We start from the raw sequence: 23,956 nt of genomic DNA on the forward strand, positions 1-23,956 counted from the left end.
GCCCTCTGCCTTTCCTGTGAGCATGCTGATTATGTCTCCAGCGCACTCGAGCCGAAGGAGAGGCTATGACAGGCTCATCTCCGATTCTCGAAATGTCCAGGATTTCGAAGACCTTTCCCGGTGTGAGAGCGCTCTCCGATGTGTCGCTCACCGTTTATCCAGGTGAGATCCATGCGCTCATGGGCGAGAACGGAGCCGGCAAGTCGACCCTGATGAAAATCCTTTCAGGCGCCTATCTCGCCGATAGCGGCGGAGAGATCCGGATCGAGGGAAAGCATGTGACGATCAACGGCCCCCTCGCCGCTATCCATCACGGAATATCGACCATCTATCAGGAGCTCTGCCTCGCGCCGAACCTATCGGTCGCCGAGAACATGCTGCTGGGACGTGAGCACAGAAGCGGCTTCATGGTCGACCGCAGCTCGATGGAAAACGCCTGCCGGAATGTACTTGCCCGGCTGGGGGTTTCGTTCGGCCCTTCGACGAAGGTCAGCGAATTGTCGATGGCTGAGAGACAACTGGTGGAGATCGCCCGCGCGCTCATCTCCAATGCCCGCATCCTGATCATGGACGAGCCGACCACCTCGCTGTCGTCGAGGGAAACGGAAGCTCTCTTCGCGCTCGTGCGTCAGCTTCGGACAGAAGGTATGGCGATCATCTATATCAGTCACCGCATGGCCGAGGTTTACGAACTCGCCGACCGTGTCTCCGTGCTGAGGGATGGAACCTATGTCGGCACCCTTGAGCGAGATGAAATTTCGGCCGACCGTCTGGTCCGCATGATGGTCGGCCGCGATCTCTCCTCCTTTTACAAGAAGGACCACGATGCGAAAGGAAGCCGCGGCCCGGTGCTCTTCTCCGTTCGCAATATGAGCGATGGCAATCGGGCCCATGAATGTTCATTCGATCTGCATTTGGGAGAGACTCTGGGCATCGCAGGGCTCGTCGGGGCTGGGCGAACCGAACTCGCACGCCTCATCTATGGGGCCGACCCGCGCACCAGCGGCGAGATCACCCTGCAAGGAAAACCTCTTGCGATCCATCGCCCGGAGGATGCGATCGATGCGGGCATCGTCTATCTGACCGAGGACCGAAAGCACCTCGGTCTGTTCCTCGACATGACGGTGCGCGAGAACGTCAATCTGAACGTTCTAGGCCGGGATGCGCGGCCAGGCAGAATCCTGAACCTCAAATCCGCCAAGACGCGCGCTGCTTCCGCGATCAAGTCGCTGGGAATCCGGGTGGCCGGGGATATAGTTCCTGTCGGCAGCCTTTCCGGCGGCAATCAGCAGAAAGTTTTGCTCTCCCGCCTGCTCGAAACAAAGCCGCGCGTGCTGATCCTCGACGAGCCGACACGCGGCGTCGACATCGGAGCGAAATCTGAAATCTATCGGCTGATCGACGAGCTGGTACGCAGCGGCGTCGGCGTCATCGTCATATCGAGCGAACTTCCGGAGGTCGTCGGCATCTGCGACCGCGTGCTGGTGATGCGGGAAGGAAGGATCGCAGGTGAGGTCGGCGGTGTCGGCCATCCTCCGATCACGCAGGAAAACATCGTCGCCATCGCGACAGGCGTGAAGGAAGCCGCCGCATGACAACTCCCGATCAATCCAGCACATCCATCCAGAACTCCGGAATCCTCGGCGTCGACACGGAAACACGAAGCCTGCAAAAGCGGCTCGCATGGCGTTCCACCCTGCAAGCCATCGGCATGCTCCCGGTTCTGATCATTCTCGGCATTGCCTTTGAACTCATGTCGGGCCGCTTCCTGAGCGTCCAGAATCTTTCCATCGTGGCGCAACAGGCCTCGATCAACATCGTGCTCGCTGCGGGGATGACCTTCGTCATTCTCACCGGCGGCATCGATCTCTCCGTAGGCTCCATCCTCGCCGCATCGGCGATGGTCGCGATCCTCGGCTCGCAAATTCCCGAATGGGGCCTGCTGGGGATCCCTGCCGCCTTGCTGATGGGTCTTGCGCTTGGTTTCCTCAATGGCGCGCTCATCGCCTTCATGCGGCTTCCCCCTTTCATCGTGACGCTCGGCTCCTTGACGGCTGTGCGCGGCCTCGCGCGCCTGCTCGGCAACGACACGACCAAGTTCAACCCGGAGCTCCCCTTTGCCTTTATCGGCAATGGATATCTCTTCGGCGTCCCCTGGCTTGTGGTGATTGCCTTCGTGGTCGTGCTGGTATCCTGGTTCATTTTGCGGCGCACGGTTCTTGGCGTGCACATCTATGCCGTCGGCGGCAATCCGGATGCTGCGCGCCTCACTGGCATCAAGGTCTGGGCCGTTCTGCTCTTCGTTTATTGCGCTTCAGGCTTTACCAGCGGTCTAGGCGGCGTCATGTCTGCGGCGCGCCTTTACGCGGCCAACGGGCTGCAGCTTGGCCAGTCCTATGAGCTCGACGCCATCGCCGCCGTCATCCTCGGCGGCACGAGCTTCGTGGGCGGCATCGGCTCCATCTGGGGCACACTCATCGGCGCACTCATCATCGCGGTTTTGTCGAACGGCCTCATTCTCGTCGGCGTCTCCGACATCTGGCAATTCATCATAAAGGGTCTCGTCATCATCGGCGCCGTGGCCCTCGACCGGTATCGCCTGAAGGGCTCCGCGCGCACCTGAGAGCGTGTGCCGCAGGGCGACCGTGCTCGTGGCTTGGTCAACCCGGCGCGATGCAACAAAGACCGAAACGACGTGGAGGAAGATACATGAAGCGCATTCTTCTGACGGCCGTTGCCGTTGCTGCCCTCAGTGCCGGCGCGGCCGAGGCCAAGGAACTGAAATCCATCGGCATCTCGCTCGGCTCCATGGGCAACCCATTCTTCGTCGCTCTCGCCCGTGGCGCAGAAGCCGAGGCGAAGAAGATCAATCCGAACGTCAAGGTGACGGCGGTCGGCTACGATTACGATCTCAACAAGCAGTTCACGCAGATCGACAACTTCATCGCCGCCGGCGTCGACATGATCCTCCTCAATCCGGGCGACCCGAACGCGGTGGAGCCCGCCATCAAGAAGGCCCAGGCCGCAGGCATCATGGTCGTTGCGGTCGATACGGCAGCCAAGGGCGCTGACTTGACGGTGACGACGAACAATGTCCAAGCCGGGCAGATCGCCTGCCAGTACATCGTCGACAAGCTCCAAGGCAAAGGCAACGTCATCATCCAGAACGGACCGCAGGTCTCGGCAGTCATCGACCGCGTGAAGGGCTGCAAGGAGGTTTTCGCCAAGAACACCGGCCTCAAGGTTCTGTCCGACGATCAGGATGCCAAAGGTTCCCGCGAAGGCGGCCTTCAGGTCATGCAAAGCCATCTCACCCGCTTCCCGGATGTCAATGCCGTGTTTGCGATCAACGATCCTCAGGCCATCGGCACGAACTTGGCGGCCAAGCAGCTCAATCGCAACAACATCATCATCACCTCGGTCGACGGCGCGCCGGATATCGAGGCGGCCCTGAAGGACCAGGGGAGCCCCATGATCCAGGCTTCATCGAGCCAGGACCCTTATGCGATGGCCCAGCTGGCCGTGCGCTTGGGTAACGATGCCATGAATGGTAAGAAGCCGGAGAACGCGGTGACGTTGATGCCTTCGAAGCTGATCACCCGCGAGAACGTGAATCAATACCAGGGCTGGTCCGCACCCCGCTCCTGATCCTGTCATGCCTGACCGTGCGGCGTCGGAACGTCCGGCGCCGCTTCCCTATACGGAGACAAGAATGATCCTGGTCTGCGGTGAAGCCTTGATCGACATGTTCATCGGAGCACCTTCTCCGAATGGGCTTTCGGCCGAGGGCGTGGCAGGCGGATCGCCCTTCAACGTCGCCATCGGCATCGGCCGCCTCGGCCGCCCCACGGCTTTCCTGTCCACCCTATCGGAAGACACGTTCGGCGCCTTTCTCGCAGACAGGCTCGCTGACGCGGGCGTGAGCGCCTCCTACCTGCAGCGCTGCCCGAACCCGACCACTCTCAGCGTCATCGCAACGACCGCCTCAGGTGAACCGCACTATTCCTTTTACGCTCCGGACAGCGCAGACCGTGCCCTCAAACCCGAGGCACTACCCTCGCAACTTCCTTCCGACATCAACGCCATCGCCGCAGGTTCCTATGCCCTTGGAGTCGAGCCCATCGCCAGCGCCATCGAGACCCTGCTCCGCCGTGAAGCAGGAGGGCGCGTGGTGTCGCTCGATCCGAATGTGCGTCCCCGCGTCGTCGGCGACCTGGTAACCTATCGCGAGCGCTTCGAGCGGCTTCTCGCTTATGCCGACATCGTCAAGGCGAGCGATGAGGATCTTCATCTGCTTTATGCGAACCAGGATCTCGTCGCTTCCGCGCAGGCCTGGCTTAAACGCGGCCCCAAGCTGGTCATCGCCACGCGCGGAGCGGACGGGCCATTGGCATTCCTCAACTCCTTGGTCATCGAGCGCCCGGCGCCGCGCGTGAACGTGGTCGACACGGTGGGCGCAGGCGACACCTTCCATGCAGGCCTTCTCTCCTGGCTCGATGCGAACGGCCTGCTCACTCCGTCAGGCGTTGAAGGCTTGAGCGAGGCGCAGGTGGCGGAGGCTCTCGACTTTGCTGCTGCGGCGGCAGCCATCGTCTGCACGCGTCGGGGCGCCAACCCGCCCACCTGGAGCGAAGTGGTTCGCTTCATGGTCGAGCGCGCTTAGAAACAGCAGGAACCTCAAATGCAGATGCCCCTCCCCAATCTTCCCGCAACCGGGTCGAGTTGGCGCACGCGCCCTTATCATCGCCAATGGCTCAGCGAGCAGGCAGGTCGCCTGTTCGATTTTTTCCAGCGCCACAGCATCAATCCTGCAGGCGGCTTCTTCAATCTCGACCGTCAGGGGCGACCGCTCGACGGCGACAATTCAGTCCGCCAGATTCATAGCACCACACGCATGGTGCATTGCTCCTCCATCGGCGTTCTTCTCGGCCGTCCCGGATGCGATGCGCTTGTCGATCACGGCATGAGCTATCTTTGGAAGCACCACCGGGACGCCCAGCATGGAGGCTATGTCTGGTCTCTCGATGACAACGGACCGAAGGACGACACGAAGCAGGCTTACGGACACGCCTTCGTGCTGCTCGCCGCTTCCAGCGCGAAGATTGTCGGCCATCCTCTCGCAGATACGCTTCTGGCTGATATTTCTCAGGTCCTGGAAGAGCGCTTTTGGGAAGAACAGAACGGCGCGGTCGCCGAGGAATTCGCTCGCGACTGGTCGTCGATCAGCGAGTATCGCGGCCAGAATTCCAACATGCATCTGACGGAAGCCTTGATGGCCGCGTTCGAGGCGACCGGCGAGAGATCCTATCTCGATAAGGCCGAGCGCATCGCGGATCTCATCATCCGCCGCCATGCCGCATCGCTCGGCTATCGGGTCGCCGAGCATTTTCACGTCGATTGGTCACTGGATCGCGATTATCGCGGCCACGAGATGTTCCGTCCCTATGGCACGACGCCGGGGCATTGGCTCGAATGGGCGCGTCTTCTGCTGCAGCTCTGGGTGCTCGGCGGTAAGCGTCACGATTGGATGCCGACAGCATCCCGCGAATTGTTCCGCCAATCCATCGAACTCGGCTGGGATGAGACCAAAGGCGGCTTCTTCTATTCACTCGACTGGAATGACCAGCCGCGCTTGCCGCACAAACTGTGGTGGCCCTGCGCCGAGGCCATCGGCGCTGCGGCCTTTCTTTGCGAGCACAGTCCGAGCGAATTTCACGAGACATGGTACAGGCATGTATGGAGCTTTATCGAGCGCCATCTGATCGATCACGAGCAGGGCGGCTGGCATCCGGAACTCTCGGAAGACCTACAGCCTGCGAACACATTGTTCACGGGAAAGCCCGATCTCTATCATGCTTTGCAGGCCTGTCTCATTCCTCTCTTTCCAGCGACGGGAAGTTTGACGCACGTCATCCCGCAAAGCGAGGACTAACCAGCCAAAGCCTTCTCCAGCCTATCGCGAGAGGGCATGCCTTCCTGGGCACCTGCCGTCATGCATGACAGGGATGCTGCGACGCAGGCCCGATGCATGGCGTCATTCATCTCACGCCCTTCCGCAACGCCGCACGCGAGCACGCCGACGAACGTATCGCCCGCCCCCGTGGTATCGACCGGCTTGACCGGAAAAGCGTTCGCGTGACTCTGCGTACCATCGGGACTGACGGCAAACGCACCCTTCGCTCCCGCCGTCACAATGCAGAGCAGATTGCAGCTTCGCGCCAGAATGGATGCTGCTTTAAGATAATCCTTTCCAGCGTCCTGCCCCATGATGGCCGCAACAGAGATTGCTTCGTGTTCGTTGACGACAAGCATGTCGGTGCTTGCGAGCATCTCAGCCATGGCAGAGCGTTCCACCGCAGCCGGAGCAGGCGCGACATTCCAGATAACGGTCGCGCCCTCTCTCCTCGCACGCCGCGCCACTTCTAGGTTCTCAACGAGAGGCACTTCCATCTGAAGAACCAGCACGGAGACTGCCGATAGCAGCCCACCCGGCAAGTCCGCCGCACGCACAACCAAATTGGCGCCGCTTGCAACCGTGATGGCGTTCTCTCCTTGCCCATCGACAGTGATGAAGGCGCAGCCGGTTGGTTCGCCGGAAATCTGCACAGCCGTCACATCGACATCATTCTTGCGAAGGTTATCGATGCACGCTTTGCCGAATGCATCGTCTCCCACGGCCGCAGCCATAGCGACCTTGATCGAGCTTCCCTGACATGCACGGGCAGCGGCAACCGCCTGGTTCGCTCCCTTGCCGCCAAAGAAACTGTCGGCTCGGCGTGACAGAACGGTTTCTCCAGGACGGGCGATGCTTTCCACCCGGGCGACGAGATCCATGTTGATCGACCCGAATATCGTGATCATGCAATCCTGCTCCATTCTGCGATTGCCTGATAGAAAAATACCGGGTTCTGCGGCCAATCTGGAGAGCGAAATTTTTGGCCTCAGAGCCCCACCCGGCTCCGGCTCAACACATCGGCCAAAGAAACCCGCACCGTACCGCCACGACCGACAAAGCGATCTGCGAAGAGCATCGAATTCAACACGGCCTCCTGGGTCGTTTCCGTAGCCGCGCGGAACAAGAGGTCGATCCTGTTTTCGTTCAGAATGCGCATGTCCACCACATCGGCCTTGCCGTCATGCTCGATCGTGTTCGCTGTCGTGAACGCGATAACGATGTCCCCGCTGCCATGCCCCCAGAACGAACCAAGCCGCGCAAGCCCTGCACCCGCGCGCTTGGCAACGCGATTGAGCTGGCGGTGATCGAGCGGAACATCGGTCGCGAGAACGATGATGATCGAGCCCTTCTCCTGCGTCTTGCTCAAATCCTCTTCCATCTTTGGCGACAGCCTGCGCCCATCGGGAAGAACGAGATCGCCGGCTCTGCCGAAATTGGTGAGAACGAGCACACCCAGATGATGCTCGTTTCCGTCGAGTGCGATCCGCCGCGATGATGATCCGATGCCGCCCTTGAAGCCGAAGCAGGTCATGCCGGTTCCGGCGCCAATGCTGCCCTGCTCGACCGGCCCGTCATGCGCAGCCTGTAAGGCAATCCTTGCATGCTCTTCCGTCACCGCCAGAGCTTGAATGTCGCTCAATGGTCCGTCGTTGCACTCTCCCACCACGGGATTGACCGTTGAGGTGGTGCGTCCGATGTCGGGATTCTGCGCAATGGCCTCGCGGATCAGAGTCGTCGCGCAGGTGCCGACGGACAATGTATTCGTCAGCAGGATCGGCGTTTCGATGGTCCCGAGCTCGTCGATCTGCACAAGGCCCATGGATTTGCCGAACCCGTTGATCACATGGGACGCCGCCACGACCTTGCGCCGGAAGAGATTGCCGGAATGCGGCAGGATCGCCGTGACGCCGGTGTTGATCTCGCCCTCGCGCAGGGTGCAATGCCCGACACGTATTCCAGGCACGTCCGTGATCGCATTTTTTGCGCCCTGAGGCAGGACCCCGCAGACGAGATCGAAATCGTTGACTGTGCGGCTCATCCCCTGCTCCGTGCGACGGCGAGTTTAGAAAAACATCTTGCCAAGTCTGGCGCGAGGCAAGTGTCGCCATGTAGCCGGAAAATTTCAAATAGGGGAATTGGTGAAGGTCAGAACGCGCGAACGAGCCAGCTGCGGCGCGGCAGCTTCAAGACGAAAAGATATGTCTGACGAGAAGGAAAATGGCGCGCCCGAAAGGATTCGAACCTCTGACCCCCAGATTCGTAGTCTGGTGCTCTATCCAGCTGAGCTACGGGCGCGTGGTCGGCAGGTCGTTGCGGGAAGCAACATCAGCCGAGGCGGGTGACTTAAAGGGTTCTGATGCGCTTGGCAAGCCTCCTCTGAAGAGATTTTGCACAAGCTTCATTTTGCTTACTGAATGGCGGCCCGATCCGGGATCGTGATCCGGAAACAGGTATGGCCATCGCTGTCGTCGAGGCTGATCGTGCCGCCATGGAGCTGAACCAGTTCCGCTACAATCGTCAACCCAAGGCCGGTCCCGCCCTTGCGGGCAGAACTCTGGAATGGCGAGAAAAGATCGGCCTTCACCCGCTCGGGGATTCCCGGGCCGTTATCCCTGACGAGAATCGTAACAGCATTACCTTCCCGGCTTGCCGTAACATCGATGCACGGATCGCCCTCGGAAACGCCTGTCTGGCTCAGGGCCTGTACCGCATTGCGCACAAGATTCACGAGCACCCGCGAAAGCTGGTCCTTGTCCGCATCGACCATGAGGTCTTCCGGCACATGAGCGCGAAAAGCGATTCCGACCTCGGGAGCGAGATCCGTAAGGTTCGAGAGATCCTCGATCAAGGGAGCGAGCGGAATCAACCGACGCTGCGGCAAAGGCTCAGCGGCACGGCCATAGGCGAGCGTCGTCTCGCAGAAGGCGATGGCCCGGTCGAGAGTGGCGACAAGCCGGGGAGCGACCCGCTGTGCCGTCTCGTCATTCACCCGCTCGAGGCGATCCGTGAGAAGCTGCGCCGTGGTCAGCATGTTGCGCAGCTCATGATTGATCTTGCTGACGGCAAGGCCCAGCTGCGCCAAGCGCCGCTTCTGCCGCAGCTCGTCGGCCAAGGTCGTCTCCATACGCGCCAGGGCTTGTTCGGCGAGGCCGATCTCATCCGCCCTGTCGGTCGGCTGGATGACGCGGGACGCATCCTCCGGGTTGCCGGAAAACTCCGCGATATTGCCGGTCAGCCGCCGCACGGGCCTCACGATGACCCATTGCAGGGTGAGGTAAACGAGGCTCGCCGTGATGATGGAGATGAAGAGCGAGAGCAGAAGGATGTTGCGCGAGAACTCGAGCATGGCATTCCGCAAGGGGCGTTGATCGAGAATGATCTCGACGAAATCGACGCCCATGCCGTGCCCGATCACCCGAATCGGCTTGTCGGTCGGGGTGAACAGCACCGCGAAGGCATCGCTAACCAGATCGGCCCATCTCGCGTCCCGCAGGTCGACGCTCTTTCCCACCTCGGGCGGCGCATCGTTGATGGCGAGCAGGCTTCGGCGCCCACCGCCCCGAAGAGCAATCGCCTGGGCCCCCACGCCCTGCAAAAGGCGCAGCTCCAGCTCCCCGGGCAAACTTTCCTCGGGCGCAGCATCGAGCACCATGGCGGCGATCTGGGCCGCCGCAAGGCGGTCGTTCAGCCAAGTTTGGCGGAAATTGGCGATGGAGGGCACATAGATCAGCACCTCCGCGATCATGACGAAAAGAACGGTCAACAGCAGCAGACGCGCGGAAAGCCCGAACTGGCTCAGGATCCGCCACATCAGCGATTGCGGCTGCTCGACACTCATACCCGCCTTATCCCAAGCGGCGAAGCAGATCGGGCCCCTCGCCGTACCCAAGGATTCTGGGCCGAAGGCCTCAGAAACTCCACCGCAATGCTCTTCGTCACCTCGGAGAAGGTGAGGTAGGGATAGACTAAGCCGGTCAGTTCCGAAACCTTGAATCCTTCGCTTATCGTCAGGCTTCCAAGGCAAGATCTCCAGAAGCCCGGTTTCGAGGGGCGCCGTATCCCTTGTGGATGTATCCCCTCCCTGCTATGCGCCCCCTGCCCTGCCTCTCAAGCTCGCGAGGATACGATAAGGAACCTGAGCGGTCGGATTGCCGCATAAAGGCCAGAGCGGCGTTGACTTTGCCCCTCTCTTCCTTCATAAGCCCGCAAGCTGACAGCGCTCTTCTGGGGCGCTGATCGTTTTTTCGAGACAGTTTCGGGGGAAACCCCTTACCTAACCAGACGGGCGCGAGCCTTCGAGCACCGCTGCCCCATTCGACCGGAGATGTGCCGTGAAGAGGACGTATCAACCGAGCAAGCTGGTTCGCAAGCGCCGCCACGGCTTCCGTGCGCGCATGGCGACCAAGGGCGGCCGTAAGGTCATTGCTGCTCGCCGCGCCCATGGCCGCAAGCGCCTTTCGGCGTAAGCGACCTTAAGGACCCCCGATGCGCGACCCTCGCGCAGATTTGACCATCGGGCGTCTGACGAAAAGACCTGACTTCGTCGCGGCGGCCTCCGGCCGCCGCTTTCATACGGAGCGGATGACGGTGCAGGCTCGCCTGCGCGACAACTCCGATCCGGATAGCTCGGAAGCCGGCCTTCGGGTCGGCCTGACCGTTACGAAACGGGTGGGCCACGCCCCCGAGCGCAACAGGATCAAGCGTCGGCTCCGGGCTGCCGTACCCATGGCAGGACAGGACTACGCAACCATTAATGCGGATGTCGTCATCATCGGACGGCGTGAGATTCTGACAGCGGATTACGACGTGCTCATCGACGATCTCCGGCGCGCTCTGCGGGTTGTAACCAAGCCGAAAAGCGCCCACCTCTCAGATCGTACCCTCCCCTCCTCACCTCCCCAAAAAGGCGAGCGTCGCGGACATTCCCATGCGTGAAGACAACAAAAACCTGATCCTCGCCATCGCCATGTCGCTGGCGGTCCTCTTGGGCTGGCAATATTTCTTTGCGGCTCCCGAAGCCGCAAAGCAGCGCCAGGCTGCCCAGCAGCAGCAATCCGCACAGGTCAACCCTAACGCCGCGAGCCCGAGCCAGGCCGGCGGCGCGGCGCCTACGGTGCCCGGAACGTTGCCTGGCACCCCGGCAGGCCCCGTTACCCTGTCCCGTGAGGCTGCCCTCGCCGGCAGCAAGCGCGTGGCTATCGACACCCCGTCCATCAAGGGCTCGCTCAACCTGCGCGGCGGCCGCATCGATGACGTCGCGCTGAAGAACTACCGCGAGACGGTTGACCCCAACAGCGCCAACATCGTGCTTCTGTCCCCCGAGGGTACGCAGAATCCTTATTACGCCGATTTCGGCTGGGTCGGTGCCCAGGCCGGCGGCCTACCCAATGCCAATACCGAATGGACCGCCGACCGCGACCGGCTGACCCCTTCGACGCCGGTGACCCTGAGCTGGGACAACGGCCAGGGCCTCGTCTTCCGCCGCACGATCTCGGTGGACGACAAGTTCATGTTCACGGTCAAGAGCACGGTCGAGAATCGCGGCTCCGCCCCCGTGGCGCTGCAGCCCTATGGCCTCGTCTCCCGCCACGGCAAGCCGGTGACGCTCGGCTATTACGTGCTTCACGAAGGCATGATCGGCGTCCTGGGCGAGAACGGCCTTCAGGAGATCAAGTACGACACGCTCGACAAGGAAACGCCCGTTGCCGGTTCCACTGTGTCCCAGAAGGCCTGGGACAACGTGCAGGGCGGCTTCCTCGGCATCACCGACAAGTATTGGGCGGCGACCATCGTCCCCGATCAGGCGATGACCTATCAGGGCGCCTTCACCTCGCAGCAGAGCCAGGCGGGCCGCACCTATAACGCCTTCATGCAGGGCGCGGCGCAGACCATCCAGCCCGGCGCGGCGACCGAAGCCACGCAGCGTTTCTTCGCGGGCGCCAAGGAAACGGCGACCATCGACGCCTACCAGGACAATCTCGGCATCAAGAATTTCGATCTCATGATCGACTGGGGCTGGTTCTACTTCATCACCAAGCCGCTCTTTAAGGTGCTGGACTTCTTCTTCCGCCTGTTCGGCAATTTCGGCATCGCGATCCTTCTCGTGACCGTGATTCTGAAGATCTTCTTCTTCCCGCTTGCCAACAAGTCCTATGCCTCCATGGCGAAGATGAAGGCGGTGCAGCCGGAGATGACCTCGATCCGCGAGCGCTATGCCGACGACAAGATGAAGCAGCAGCAGGCGCTGATGGAGCTGTACAAGAAGGAGAAGATCAATCCGGTGGCAGGCTGCTGGCCGGTGCTGATCCAGATCCCGGTGTTCTTCGCGCTCTACAAGGTGCTCTTCGTCACCATCGAAATGCGCCATGCACCGTTCTTCGGCTGGATCCGCGACCTCGCCGCTCCCGATCCAACCTCCATCTTCAACCTCTTCGGCCTCATCCCCTATGACCCGGGCGCGGTGCCGGTGATCGGCCCCTTCCTGATGCTCGGCGTATGGCCGATCATCATGGGCTTCACCATGTGGCTGCAGATGAAGATGAATCCGGAGCCGCCGGACCCGGTGCAGAAGCAGGTCTTCGCCTGGATGCCGGTGATCTTCACCTTCATGCTCGGCTCGTTCCCCGCCGGCCTCGTGATCTACTGGGCCTGGAACAACCTGCTCTCGGTCACGCAGCAAGGCTTCATCATGAGGCGCAACGGCGTGAAGATCGAGCTGTGGGAGAACCTGCGCAAGACCTTCAGCCGCAAAGCCAGCCCGGCCAAGGGCTGACATAGGCACCCGATAGAATGACCATCCCCGGGCCTCGTCCCGGGGATTTTCTTTTGTGGCGCCCGTCGCGATTTTCCCCCGCCGCTCCGCCTCTATATGACCAGGCTACGATGCAGAGCCGCGACCAATGATGAATGCACCCGCAGCCCGACTGAAGCAGAGCCCTGAATCCGACCGCCATCCTCGGGAAATCGAGCTGAAGCTCGAACTCGCCTCCGGCACTTTCGACGATCTTCTCGCCCATCCGGCCTTGCCCCTCCTCAGCGCCCTCCCCGGTCAGAGCGGGCAGCTTCATGCGATCTACTTCGACACCGCGGATCATGCCCTGCGGCGCGAGGGCATCAGCCTGCGCATTCGCCATAAAAACGGCAGCACGATTCAGACCATCAAGGCCGAAGGAGCTCACGGCAGCCTGATCATGGATCGCGGCGAATGGGAGACTCCCGTCAATGACCGTCTCGACCTATCCGCAGCGGCTGGAACGCCTCTCGCGTCGCTTACCTCGGACGAGGCCACGCGACGGAGCATCGGCCCCATCTTCACAATCGACACGGATCGAAAGGCTTACGAGACCGAATTCGACGGTTCCCTGATCGAAGTCTCGCTCGACCGATCCAGGGTATCGGTGATGCAGCAGGAGATGACCTTCCTGGAGATTGAGCTGGAACTGAAGATGGGAAGCCCTGCCGCTCTCTTCGCGCTCGCCCGCCGTTTGAGCGAGGCCGCCCCTCTGCGCCTCTCGATATTGGCCAAATCCGCGCGAGGTTATCGCCTTCTCAATACGGCATCTCTCAAGCCATCCCATTCGAAGCCGATCGAGCTCCCGAAAGAAGCCACCTGCGCCGAGGCCTTTCAGATCATTGCGCGTTCGTGCCTATCCCAGATGCTGTACAATGAGGTCCTCGTGCGGCAGACGCAGGATCCCGAGGCCCTGCACCAGACGCGCGTGGGCCTGCGTCGTCTGAGGTCCGCTCTCTCGCTGTTCGGAAAGCAATTGCTGACCGATCCTGAGAGCGCCGGGATGAAGAGCGATCTTCGCTGGGCCGGACAAGCCATGGGCAAAGTCCGGGATCTCGATGTCCTCCTGGAGCGCATCCGCTCCTCGAAGCCCGAATATGACAAGTCCCAGGCAAACAGGGTCGAGCGAATCCGGGGAGAGGCTCATCGCGACTTGCTGGAAATCCTGAACTCCCGCCGTTTCATGGAGACCATTCTCAAGGCTGCTGCCTGGATCGAGGCCGGAACCTGGACCGCCGCAGATGCAAGAGCCCGCAAGCAGCCGGTGCTAGACTTTGCAACGAGCGAGCTGTCCCGTCGTTTCAAGCGCATCCGCAAAACCGGCAACCGCCTGCGCAAGCGCAGCGAGGAGGAGCGCCACGAATTGCGGATCCGGATCAAAAAGCTGCGCTATGGCACCGAGTTCTTCGCCTCTCTGTTTCCTAAGGCAAAGGCGCAGAAACGCCGCCAAAAGCTCGCCAGCCTTCTGGGGAAACTTCAGGACACGCTCGGAGAAGTGCACGACCTGGCGGTCAGCGGCTCCCTCGTTCCCTCGCTTGTCGAAACCGCGCCTCGACGAGCGGAGCGGCGTCGGGATAAGCTTCTCGACAAGAGCAAGAAGACGGCGAAATCTCTCTTCAAGATTGAGCCCTTCTGGCTCTGATGGTCTTGCTGTCCGGGCAGGAAGCGGCCAAGCACCTTGAACAATGTGTCCCAAGCGCCGATAAGAGCCCTATGACCGAAACAAGCCCTTCCCAAGATCAAGATCCGCTTTTCGAAATCGGCCGCAAGCTCTTCGCAGGCGAGGCGGATTTCATCTGGGCCGCGAACTCCCTGAAGAACCTGCCCCCCATGACCAAGGTGGAGATCGCCTTTGCAGGCCGCTCCAACGTGGGCAAGTCGAGCCTCGTGAACGCGCTCACGGGACGCAACACCCTGGCCCGCACCTCCCACACCCCGGGCCGGACGCAGCAGCTCAACTTCTTCAACATCAACGATCGCTTTCACCTGGTGGACATGCCCGGTTATGGCTATGCGGCCGTGGACAAGCAGAAGGTCGAGGCCTGGACGCAGCTGATCCACGACTATCTGCGCGGCCGCGCGAGCCTCGCCCGCGTCTATGTGCTGATCGATGCCCGCCATGGCATCAAGCCGGTCGATGAGGCGGTTTTGGAGACCCTGGGCACCGCCGCAGTCTCCTACCAGATCGTGCTGACCAAGGCCGACGAGCTGAAGCCGGGCGAACTGGAAAAGCGTATCGCCGATACGCAGCAGAAGATCGCCAAGCGCGCCGCAGCCTTCCCCGAAATCCTTCACACATCGAGCCGCTCAGGTCTCGGCATCCCCGAGCTGCGAGCCGGAATCGCACGACTTTTGAGCGAGCGAGGGGCTCTGTGAGTTTGGCGACCCGCCTCCTGATCGCCCTCGCGGGCCTTTCCGGCGCCCTGGGCGTGGGCCTTTCAGCAGCCGCGGCCCACATTACCGGCGGCAATCTCATGACGGCGGCGCAGTTCCTCCTGTTCCATGCGCCTGCTCTGCTCGGCCTAGCGGCCTTGATCACAGCAGGCGCTGTCCACCCGAACCTCGGTCAGCTGGCTGGCTATGTGCTGGTCCTGGGTCTTGCCCTGTTCTGCGGCGATCTCTCCCGCCGTGCCTTCAGCGGAATCGCGCTCTTTCCCAGGGCGGCTCCGACGGGCGGCCTGCTCCTGATGGGCGGCTGGGTTCTTATTGGCGCCGCAGCCTTGCTTGGGCACCGCAATTAACTTTCTGCAAAGATGGCAACTGCGCCAAAGAGCGCACCTTTGCGCTAATTCCCCAGACCAAAACAATAAAAATAAAATAAAAGAAGCGAATTCTGCGCATCTTTAAAGCGTATGACTGTGCGCACCTAAGCTGAGCCATATTGTCGCAACTGTACATCTTTGTCGCAGCCCAAAAAATTAGATAGCCCCAACTATAATTATGCAACATTAAAACGTTGCGTCTATTTTCGGACGCCAATCGACAAGATTGCAACCTATAGGAACAACCTATGACTCAGGTTATCTCGACGCATACAATGCACGAAGAAGATACTGCTTATGCATTGCCGGAATTCAACATCGATCGCATCCAGATGATTGACCAGAACACCATGTTTATCCCCCTGGGTGTGCTTGGTAATGCGAACGCCAACAAGATCTTCGGCAACGCAGAAGCCAACTGGCTGAACGGTGGCGCCGGACAGGACACCATGGCTGGCGGGGCTGGCGGCGACAGCTATTTCGTCGACGATGCTGGTGATGTGATCATCGAGGCGGCCGACGGCGGCATCGACCATGTGAACGCAAATGTCAGCTACGTCTTGTCCGCCAACATTGAAAACCTTTACCTCGGCGGTTCGAATGGCCCAAATGGCCCAACCAGCTGGGACAACATTAATGGCACTGGCAATGCTCTCGACAACTTCATCAGCGGCAACCACGGCAGCAATCACCTGATTGGCCTTGAGGGTAATGACACCCTCATGGGCGGCGGCATGGACGGCGCCGATACCCTCGAAGGCGGCAGCGGCAACGATGTCTATTATGCCGACGGCAATGATACCATCATCGAAGCCGACAACGGCGGCATCGACACCGTGTGGGTGTATGGCACCGACTTCGACTTCAGCAAGCTCAAGAACGTCGAGATTGTGAAGTTCTTTGAGAACACCGCGGTCACGACGAATTCCACGCCGGTCCCGCCCAATGTCGATGCTCAATCACAGCCCTCCAAGGACGCTTTCATCTTCGACGACAAGCTGAGCAAGAAGACCTCAGTGAAGAAGATCGCTGATTTCGATGTGAAGAATGACACGCTCTGCCTCTCCAAGGAGGTCTTCAAGAAGATCGCCAAGAAAGGCGATCTGTCGAAGGCTGCCTTCTACTCGGGCACGAAGGCTCATGATGCCAGCGACCGCATCATCTACGACAAGAAGACGGGCGTCGTGTCCTACGATGCGGACGGCAAGGGCGGCGCGGCTGCGATCAAGTTCGCCAAGATCGATGCCGGACTGAAGCTGACCGCTGACCATTTCCTCGTCATCTAAGGCCCATGAACTCCGGGGCCCCTGCCTACCTTAGGCGGGGGCCCTTCCGTTGCGGCTTGAATCCGGGTCGACGCTTCCCTGTTTTCAGAGCGCGCCCCTTAGGCTAGAACGCAGATCGTTTAGCGAGATTCACCTGCAAGGCCGCCGATGTCCGATAAAGCCTCGATCACTCACCAGCTCCCCGACGTTCATGTACAGGCCGAGGTCCTCGTGCAGGCCTTGCCGCATATGCAGCGCTACGACCAGCAAGTCGTCGTGATCAAGTATGGCGGCCATGCCATGGGCGACCGCGCGGCGGCCGAGGACTTCGCCGAGGACGTGGTGCTGCTCGAGCAATCGGGCATCAAGCCCATCGTCGTGCACGGTGGCGGGCCGCAGATCGGCAAGATGCTGGAAAAGCTCGGCATCAAGTCCGAGTTCAAGGGCGGACTTCGCGTGACGGATCAGGCCACGGTCGAGGTCGTGGAGATGGTGCTCGCGGGCTCCATCAACAAGCAGATCGTGGGCTGGATCGGCACCGAGGGCGGCAAGGCCGTGGGCCTTTCCGGCAAGGACGGCAACATGGTGATCGCCCGCAAGGCGACCCGCACCGCCGTGGACCCGGATTCCAACATCGAGAAGGTGGTGGACCTGGGCTTTGTCGGCGAGCCGGAGAAGGTGAACCGCGAGGTTCTGGACCAGGTGCTCAGCGCCGAGCTGATTCCGGTTCTTGCCCCCGTGGCCATCGGCCAGGACGGCCAGACCTATAACGTCAATGCGGATACCTTCGCAGGCGCCATCGCAGGCGCCATGACGGCCAAGCGTCTTCTGCTCCTGACCGACGTTCCGGGCGTTCTGGACAAGAACAAGAACCTGATCCCCGAGATGACCATCGAGGATTGCCGCCGCCTCATCGCCGACGGCACCATCACCGACGGCATGATCCCGAAGATCGAGACCTGCATCTATGCCCTGGAGCGGGGCGTGGAGGCCGTGGTCATCCTTGACGGCAAGGTGCCCCATGCGGTGCTGCTGGAGCTGTTCACGGACCACGGAGCGGGAACGCTGATCCGGCGGGGTTAAGCCCCTCCCCCTTCCCGGCAGCCGGGACAATCACTATATTGAAGTCAGTGGGGCCGCACGGCCCCATTGCCGTCTTTAAGGTCATGAACGCTAAGCCGCCTCTGGAAAACCACGTCTCATCCGCCGAATCCCGCGTTTTCTCGCATGTGGACACGTGGATCTTCGACCTGGACAATACGCTCTACCCGCACACATCGCGGGTCTGGCCGCAGATTGACGAGCGCATCACGCTCTACGTTTCAAACCTGTTCGGGCTGGACGGCCTGTCGTCCAAGGCGCTGCAAAAATATTTCTATCATAAGTACGGCACCACACTGAAAGCCCTGGTCGATGAGTACAACATCGATCCGCACGACTTTCTCGATTTCGCGCACGATATCGATCACACTGACATCGAGCTGAATGCCAGCCTCGGCGCGGCCATCGAGAAGCTGCCCGGCCGCAAGCTCATTCTGACCAACGGATCGCGTAAGCACGCGGAGAACGTGGCTAAGAAGATCGGCATTCTCGATCACTTCGAGGACGTGTTCGACATTGCGGCATCGAACTTCGTGCCCAAGCCCGAGCGGCGTGCTTATGAGAGTTTTCTCGACAGGCATGGCGTGGAGCCTTCGCGCTCGGCCATGTTCGAGGATATCGCCAAGAATCTCACTGTCCCGCATGAACTCGGCATGACCACGACACTGATCGTGCCGAAAACCGTCGATCCGTTCCGAGAGAGCTTCGAGCAGGAGGCGGTGAAGACGCCGGAGATCGACTACATCACCAACGATCTCGCGGAGTTCCTGCGCCAATATGCGCTGCCGGTGAAGTAAACCCCTCAATGTAGCTGCAAAAAGAAATGGCCCCCTTTCGGAGGCCATCTCTCGAACATCAGCGAAGGTCTTAAGCAGCCTTCGTGTTGATCTTGCTCTCGGCAATGCGATTGAGCTTCTGATCGGTGGATTTTTCCTGATCGAGAATCTGATGCAGCACACCGGCGCAATCCTCGCGGCCGAGCTGCTTGGCCCATGCGACGAGCGTGCCGTAGCGGGTAATCTCGTAGTGTTCCACAGCCTGCGCGGCGGCAAGCAGAGCAGCGTCGAGAACCTGCGGGTCTTCGATGTCGCCGGCAATCTCCTGCGCTTCGTCGATGATGCCGTCAATGGCCGGGCAGGTCACACCCTTCGGATCGTGGCCGTGCATGCGGAAGACCTGTTCGACCATCTGGATCTGCTGTTGCGTCTCACCCAGATGCGTCTGGAAAGCCTGCTTCAGCTGAGGATCGGAAGCCTTTGCGATCATTTCCGGCAGCGCCTTCGTGATCTGCTGCTCGGCGTAGTAAATGTCCTGCAGGGTGTGAACGAAGAGATCGTCCAGAGACTTGATGTCCTTCGAAAAGAGACCCATAGCGCTCAATCCTTCCCGATTGCGATGTCATCCAAGATGCGAGCGCCAGCACTCGCATGGCGCGTCAGCCAGAGCTTGGAGAACGTCGTCAGGGAGAGGCGGTTCCGGGCTTATTCGACGATCCGCAGATCGCGCCCCTGAAGACGCAGCATCTCGGCGCGGGCCTGCGCGTCTCCATCCTCGAATTCCAGGGTTTCGATCCGCTCTCCGCGCTTGACGATCTTGTCCGTGGAAACGCGGATCTGGGCCACATCGTCCTGCGCCTGACGGAAATGGGCATCGAGTTTGGCTACGCGGCTGTCGAGCCGGCTCACATCTTCAAGAAGCTTCTGCACTTCAACCTGGATCACGCGCGCCTCCTCGCGAATGCGGGCATCCCGCACGAGCGCCTGCATGACCTGGATCGCAAGCGTGAGAAGCGACGGTGAAACGATGACGATGCGCGCGCGATGCGCCTTCTGCACCACATCGTCGAAATGCTCGGCGAGATCCGCATAGATCGATTCCGCCGGCACGAAGAGCATGGCGATATCCTGCGTCTCACCGGGGATGAGATACTTCTCCGCGATGTCCTTCACATGCACCAGCATGTCGCCACGCACTTTGCTTGCCGCGCGCGCACGCGCCTCTTCGCCCTTCGCTTCGCGGAAGGACGTGAAACCCTCCAGCGGGAACTTGGCGTCGATCACGAGGCCGCGCGCATCTCCCGGCAGCCGCACGAGGCAATCGGGGCGCGTGCGGTTGGAAAGCGTCGCTTGGAACTCGAAGGCGTTCGCAGGCAACCCGTCGCGGATGATCGCCTCCATGCGCCCCTGGCCGTAGGCACCGCGGCTCTGCTTGTTGGCGAGAATGTCCTTCAGTCCCATGAGCTCGCCGGTGAGGTTGCTGAGGTTCTGCTGCGCGGCGTCGATGACGGCAAGCCGCTCGTTAAGCTTCGACAGGTTCTCGCTCTGATGGCGCGTGGAGGTTTCCAGCCCCTGCCCGACGCGATGCTGGAGCCCGTCGATACGCTCGGAAATCATGCGGACGAAATCGCTCTGGCGGGAGCCGAAGACCTCCGCGATGGTCTGCATCCGCCCGGTCATCTCAGCCTGGATACGGGTGAGCTCGGCGACCTTGTCGTCCATCTCCCGGGACCGCTCTTCGGCCACCGCCCCCTCGAGAACTTTCTCCCGCCGCGTCCGCAGGAGCAGCACGGTGACAAGAATCAGGAGGAGAAGACCCAACCCCGCCATGCCGATCACGACATGCCCCCAGGTCAGGGCATGGGAGCCGAGGATCAGGACGACATCGTTCATGGCCATACTTCCGGTTGACGGCGGCATCCGAACATATCACGAACGATTTGACCATCCTCCTGGAAGCCCTTATCTCCCGCGATCATGAGCATCAGATCCCTTGTCATCCTTCCCGACTCCAAGCTCCGCCTGATTTCCGAGCCCGTTAAGGAAATCACGAAGGAGATCCGCCAGCTGGCCGAGGACATGCTGGAAACCATGTATGACGCCCCCGGCGTGGGCCTGGCGGCGATCCAGATCGGCCTGCCTGTCCGCATGGTGACCATGGACGTGTCCAAGACCGAGGACGAGCGTGAGCCCATGGTGCTGATCAATCCGGAGATCGTCTGGGCCTCCGAGGAGAAGCGGGTCTACGAGGAGGGCTGCCTGTCGATCCCCGAATATTACGAGGAGGTCGAGCGCCCGGACCGGGTGCGCTTCCGTTACCTGAACCTCCAGGGCGAGACCGTGGAGCAGGAGGCGGACGGCCTCTTAGCCACCTGCGTGCAGCACGAGATCGACCACCTTAACGGCGTTCTGTTCATCGACTATCTCTCGAAGCTCAAGCGGGACCGGGTGATGACCAAGTTCAAGAAAGCCGCCAAGCGCGAGGTCGGGGCATGAGCCTGCGCGTCGTCTTCATGGGCACACCGGACTTCGCGGTGCCCACGCTGGCGGAGATCGTCGGCCAAGGCCACGAGGTCGTCGCCGTCTATACCCGCGAGCCCGCTGCCGCCGGACGCGGCATGGAGCTGAAGCCCTCCCCCGTCCACAAGATGGCGGAGCGTTTCGGCATTCCGGTTTTTACCCCCAAGACCCTGCGCACCGAGGAAGCGGCGGAGCAGTTCCGCAGTCTCGACGCCGATGTAGCGGTGGTGGTGGCCTATGGCATGATCCTGCCGAAGGCCATTCTTGAAGCGCCGGAACTTGGCTGCCTCAACCTTCACGCCTCGCTCCTCCCCCGCTGGCGCGGCGCTGCCCCCATCCAGCGCGCCATCATGGCAGGCGACAAGGAGACGGGCGTCGCCGTGATGAAGATGGAAGAGGGCCTCGATACCGGCCCCGTCGCCATGGTCGAGAAGGTGGCGATCGCTCCCGACATGAATGCGGGCGAACTCCATGACAGGCTGATGGTGCTGGGCGCCGACCTGATGGTGCGCGCGCTCGCCGCTCTCTCCCGAGGAGGCCTTGGCTTCACGCCGCAGCCGGAAGAGGGCGTGACCTACGCTCACAAGCTCAAGAACGAGGATGCGCGGATCGATTGGTCGAAGCCCGCGCAGGCCGTGCACGATCACATCCGCGGCCTGTCGCCCTTCCCCGGCGCGTTCTTTACCACCGATTTCGGTAAGGGCGACGAGCGGGTGAAGGTGCTGAAAGCGACGCTGGGGAAAGGCTCCGGCGACGGCGGGACACTGATCGACGGCGATGGTACGGTATCCTGTGGCGATGGGGCCTTGCGCCTGATCCAGGTTCAGCGCGCCGGTAAGGGGCCTGTTGCCTTCGACGAATTCCTTCGCGGCGTGAGGATCGCTCCGGGCGCCCGCTTCATGTGAGGTCGATCCATGACTATCCGCGTAGAGGAAGCCGCCGATTGGACTGCGGTTTACACCATCTACGCGGAGGCTTTCGGACAGCTGACCGAAGCCGAACTCGTGCGGCACCTGCACGATGACGGAGACCTCATCCTGTCCCTGATCGCTCATGGCGACAAGCCCGCCGGTCATATCGCCTTCTCGCGTCTCGCCCTGCATGAGACGCCTGCGATTAGAGGTGTCGTGCTGGCACCATTAGCGGTCAGGCCGGAGTTCCAGGCGAAGGGTGTCGGCTCGGTTCTCGTTCGCTATGGCCTCGAGAAACTGACAAGCGACGGCTACGATCTGGTCGTGGTTCTCGGCGACCCGGATTACTACAGCCGCTTCGGCTTCACGCCACGGCTGGCAAGCCAGCTGAAAACCCCTTATGACGGGCCCTATCTCCAGGCCCTTGCTCTGTCCGACAAGGGAAAAGAGGCTCACGGCCCGGTGTCCTATGCCCGGGCCTTCGCGGAATTGAAGTGACATGCCCCGCTACAAGCTCGTCGTTGAATACGACGGCACGCCTTTCACAGGCTGGCAGCATCAGACGAACGGTCTCTCCGTGCAGCAGGCGGTGGAGGATGCCATCGCGCGCTTTGCCGGCGAGACGGTGCGCATCCATTGCGCCGGACGCACGGATTCCGGCGTTCACGCGACGCATCAGGTGGTGCATGTGGATCTCGCGAAGGACTGGCGCCCCGACACGGTGCGCGACGCCACCAACGCGCACCTGAAACGCGCACCCGTCGCGATCTTGTCCGCGCAGATCGTGCCGGACACGTTCAACGCGCGCATCTCCGCTATCAAGCGGCATTACGTCTATCGCATCCTCAACCGCCGCGCTCCGCCGACGCTGGATGCCAGCCGTGTGTGGCACGTAGCCTGGCCTCTCGATGCGGCCATCATGCACGAGGCCGCGCAGACGCTTATTGGCAAGCACGACTTCACCACGTTCCGCGCGGCGGAATGCCAGGCCAACAGCCCGATCCGCACTCTCGACCGTCTGGATGTGGAGCGCATCGGCGACGAGATCCGCATCTATGCCTCCGCACGCTCGTTCCTGCATCATCAGGTGCGCTCATTGACCGGAACGCTGGAGCGCGCAGGCGCGGGCCGCTGGTCCGTCGAGGATGTGCGCGCGGCGCTTGAAGCGCGTGACCGCACCCGCTGCGGCCCGATGGCTCCCTCGACGGGGCTTTACCTGATCGGCGTCGATTATCCGGACTAACCGAGAAGCGCGCGGGTGATGCTGCCTATGCCGGAATTGAGCACGATCCCGAGCAGCACGATTCCGAGAGCCGGCAAATTCGAGAGGCCGAGCGTCGCCTTGTTGGCAAACCATTGCATCCGCACGATGATAATCGCGAAGGCCAGGCTGAAGATGCTGGCAAGCGACGGCGTGGCCCAGCCGAGAAGCAGGAGCATGGCGGGCACGGACAAAACGAGCAGCCCCATGGCCGTGATCCAGTTCGTCACGATGACGAAGGGCACGTAGGCCTTCGTCAGGTTGAAGCGACGGGCGACCCAGATCATCGCGAGAGGCAGAGCGACAAAGCTCGCTATGTGGCTCAAGGCCACGACGGCATCGAGCCAGAAACTGTCGAGCAAGGCTCGGTCCGGCTGCAGCAACCCAAGGCGCATACGCTCAAGGGCAAGCGAGACGACATAGGCTGGCAACGTCAGCCAGATCGCGGCGAATGAGCGCCAAAAGCCACGCTCGCTCATGTCGAAGGATTTCAGCCCCTCGGCCCTGCTGTGGAGCAGGTCGAGCGTTCCCCGGAACGAGCGATTGACCTCATCTGCCGTGACGATCATGAGCAGCCTCGCTTGAGTGTGGATGCTCACGGGAAACAGGCGGGA

The 23,956-nt window shown here is 61.3% G+C and carries 24 protein-coding genes and 1 tRNA gene; 18 read left to right on the forward strand and 7 right to left on the reverse strand.

Annotation, left to right across the window (positions count from 1 at the left end; genetic code table 11):
- Window positions 1-65: 65 nt before the first annotated feature.
- From MHY87_RS04015 to MHY87_RS04035, 5 genes are all read left to right on the forward strand, one after another.
- Window positions 66-1,595, forward strand: coding sequence for a sugar ABC transporter ATP-binding protein (locus MHY87_RS04015; protein ID WP_239349581.1), 1,530 nt, complete (start codon window positions 66-68; stop codon window positions 1,593-1,595).
- Window positions 1,592-2,623 carry a ribose ABC transporter permease gene (locus MHY87_RS04020; protein WP_239349583.1) on the forward strand — a complete coding sequence of 344 codons (1,032 nt, stop codon included), beginning with the start codon at window positions 1,592-1,594 and terminating at the stop codon, window positions 2,621-2,623. Before MHY87_RS04015 ends, MHY87_RS04020 begins: the two co-directional genes overlap by 4 nt.
- A gap of 86 nt (window positions 2,624-2,709) precedes the next feature.
- Complete coding sequence (locus MHY87_RS04025) at window positions 2,710-3,648, forward strand: ABC transporter substrate-binding protein (RefSeq protein WP_239349585.1); 939 nt, start codon at window positions 2,710-2,712, stop codon at window positions 3,646-3,648.
- A gap of 7 nt (window positions 3,649-3,655) precedes the next feature.
- Window positions 3,656-4,663: a carbohydrate kinase gene (locus MHY87_RS04030; protein ID WP_239349587.1), complete on the forward strand. Its 1,008-nt coding sequence runs from the start codon at window positions 3,656-3,658 to the stop codon at window positions 4,661-4,663.
- Window positions 4,664-4,681: 18 nt separating this feature from the next.
- On the forward strand, window positions 4,682-5,932 hold the full coding sequence (locus MHY87_RS04035; RefSeq protein ID WP_239349589.1) for an AGE family epimerase/isomerase: 1,251 nt from the start codon (window positions 4,682-4,684) through the stop codon (window positions 5,930-5,932).
- On the opposite strand, the gene MHY87_RS04040 is transcribed toward MHY87_RS04035, so the two are convergent.
- From MHY87_RS04040 to MHY87_RS04055, 4 genes are all read right to left on the reverse strand, one after another.
- Window positions 5,929-6,861 (reverse strand): ribokinase, encoded by a 933-nt coding sequence (locus MHY87_RS04040; RefSeq protein WP_239349591.1) that lies wholly within the window; start codon window positions 6,859-6,861, stop codon window positions 5,929-5,931. The two genes, MHY87_RS04035 and MHY87_RS04040, sit on opposite strands and share 4 nt — an antisense overlap.
- Window positions 6,862-6,941: 80 nt before the next feature.
- On the reverse strand, window positions 6,942-7,994 hold the full coding sequence (locus MHY87_RS04045; protein WP_239349593.1) for a P1 family peptidase: 1,053 nt from the start codon (window positions 7,992-7,994) through the stop codon (window positions 6,942-6,944).
- 180 nt (window positions 7,995-8,174) lie between these two features.
- Window positions 8,175-8,251, reverse strand: a tRNA-Arg gene (locus MHY87_RS04050).
- A gap of 112 nt (window positions 8,252-8,363) precedes the next feature.
- The gene (locus tag MHY87_RS04055) at window positions 8,364-9,794 is read right to left on the reverse strand and encodes a HAMP domain-containing sensor histidine kinase (protein WP_239349595.1); all 1,431 of its coding nucleotides are present in this window, start codon (window positions 9,792-9,794) and stop codon (window positions 8,364-8,366) included.
- Window positions 9,795-10,287: 493 nt separating this feature from the next.
- Between MHY87_RS04055 and rpmH the strand changes: the two genes are divergently transcribed.
- From rpmH to MHY87_RS04100, 9 genes are all read left to right on the forward strand, one after another.
- Complete coding sequence (gene rpmH, locus MHY87_RS04060; RefSeq protein ID WP_027314822.1) at window positions 10,288-10,422, forward strand: 50S ribosomal protein L34; 135 nt, start codon at window positions 10,288-10,290, stop codon at window positions 10,420-10,422.
- A 19-nt stretch (window positions 10,423-10,441) separates the two neighbouring features.
- Window positions 10,442-10,891, forward strand: a complete 450-nt coding sequence (rnpA, locus tag MHY87_RS04065) for a ribonuclease P protein component (RefSeq protein WP_239349597.1) — start codon at window positions 10,442-10,444, stop codon at window positions 10,889-10,891.
- A complete protein-coding gene (gene yidC, locus MHY87_RS04070) occupies window positions 10,884-12,728 on the forward strand; it encodes a membrane protein insertase YidC (protein WP_239349599.1) in 1,845 nt (614 codons plus the stop codon). Before rnpA ends, yidC begins: the two co-directional genes overlap by 8 nt.
- 127 nt (window positions 12,729-12,855) lie before the next feature.
- The gene (locus MHY87_RS04075; RefSeq protein WP_239349601.1) at window positions 12,856-14,388 is read left to right on the forward strand and encodes a CHAD domain-containing protein; all 1,533 of its coding nucleotides are present in this window, start codon (window positions 12,856-12,858) and stop codon (window positions 14,386-14,388) included.
- Between the two features lie 71 nt (window positions 14,389-14,459).
- A complete protein-coding gene (yihA, locus tag MHY87_RS04080; RefSeq protein WP_239349603.1) occupies window positions 14,460-15,122 on the forward strand; it encodes a ribosome biogenesis GTP-binding protein YihA/YsxC in 663 nt (220 codons plus the stop codon).
- Window positions 15,119-15,487: a DUF423 domain-containing protein gene (locus tag MHY87_RS04085; protein ID WP_239349605.1), complete on the forward strand. Its 369-nt coding sequence runs from the start codon at window positions 15,119-15,121 to the stop codon at window positions 15,485-15,487. Before yihA ends, MHY87_RS04085 begins: the two co-directional genes overlap by 4 nt.
- Window positions 15,488-15,756: 269 nt before the next feature.
- On the forward strand, window positions 15,757-16,794 hold the full coding sequence (locus tag MHY87_RS04090; protein ID WP_239349607.1) for a calcium-binding protein: 1,038 nt from the start codon (window positions 15,757-15,759) through the stop codon (window positions 16,792-16,794).
- Between the two features lie 147 nt (window positions 16,795-16,941).
- The gene (argB, locus tag MHY87_RS04095; RefSeq protein ID WP_239349609.1) at window positions 16,942-17,856 is read left to right on the forward strand and encodes an acetylglutamate kinase; all 915 of its coding nucleotides are present in this window, start codon (window positions 16,942-16,944) and stop codon (window positions 17,854-17,856) included.
- Window positions 17,857-17,939: 83 nt separating this feature from the next.
- Window positions 17,940-18,671, forward strand: a complete 732-nt coding sequence (locus tag MHY87_RS04100) for a pyrimidine 5'-nucleotidase (protein ID WP_239349611.1) — start codon at window positions 17,940-17,942, stop codon at window positions 18,669-18,671.
- A gap of 70 nt (window positions 18,672-18,741) precedes the next feature.
- On the opposite strand, the gene MHY87_RS04105 is transcribed toward MHY87_RS04100, so the two are convergent.
- Window positions 18,742-19,245 carry a ferritin-like domain-containing protein gene (locus MHY87_RS04105; RefSeq protein WP_239349613.1) on the reverse strand — a complete coding sequence of 168 codons (504 nt, stop codon included), beginning with the start codon at window positions 19,243-19,245 and terminating at the stop codon, window positions 18,742-18,744.
- Between the two features lie 110 nt (window positions 19,246-19,355).
- A complete protein-coding gene (locus MHY87_RS04110) occupies window positions 19,356-20,543 on the reverse strand; it encodes a DNA recombination protein RmuC (RefSeq protein WP_239349615.1) in 1,188 nt (395 codons plus the stop codon).
- A gap of 84 nt (window positions 20,544-20,627) precedes the next feature.
- Here MHY87_RS04110 and def point away from each other — a divergent pair, with 84 nt between their 5' ends.
- The 4 genes from def to truA are packed head-to-tail and all read left to right on the forward strand — an operon-like array spanning window position 20,628 to window position 23,324.
- Window positions 20,628-21,146 (forward strand): peptide deformylase, encoded by a 519-nt coding sequence (gene def, locus MHY87_RS04115; RefSeq protein ID WP_239349617.1) that lies wholly within the window; start codon window positions 20,628-20,630, stop codon window positions 21,144-21,146.
- Window positions 21,143-22,075, forward strand: a complete 933-nt coding sequence (fmt, locus tag MHY87_RS04120) for a methionyl-tRNA formyltransferase (RefSeq protein WP_239349619.1) — start codon at window positions 21,143-21,145, stop codon at window positions 22,073-22,075. Before def ends, fmt begins: the two co-directional genes overlap by 4 nt.
- A 9-nt stretch (window positions 22,076-22,084) precedes the next feature.
- The gene (locus MHY87_RS04125) at window positions 22,085-22,579 is read left to right on the forward strand and encodes a GNAT family N-acetyltransferase (protein WP_239349621.1); all 495 of its coding nucleotides are present in this window, start codon (window positions 22,085-22,087) and stop codon (window positions 22,577-22,579) included.
- Window position 22,580: 1 nt separating this feature from the next.
- Window positions 22,581-23,324, forward strand: a complete 744-nt coding sequence (truA, locus tag MHY87_RS04130; RefSeq protein ID WP_239349623.1) for a tRNA pseudouridine(38-40) synthase TruA — start codon at window positions 22,581-22,583, stop codon at window positions 23,322-23,324.
- Here truA and MHY87_RS04135 read toward each other — a convergent pair.
- Window positions 23,321-23,911 (reverse strand): hypothetical protein, encoded by a 591-nt coding sequence (locus MHY87_RS04135; protein WP_239349625.1) that lies wholly within the window; start codon window positions 23,909-23,911, stop codon window positions 23,321-23,323. The two genes, truA and MHY87_RS04135, sit on opposite strands and share 4 nt — an antisense overlap.
- Between the last annotated feature and the right edge of the window lie 45 nt (window positions 23,912-23,956).

It is taken from the genome of Microvirga sp. ACRRW (genome assembly GCF_022346925.1).
In the GTDB taxonomy this organism is placed as follows: domain Bacteria; phylum Pseudomonadota; class Alphaproteobacteria; order Rhizobiales; family Beijerinckiaceae; genus Microvirga.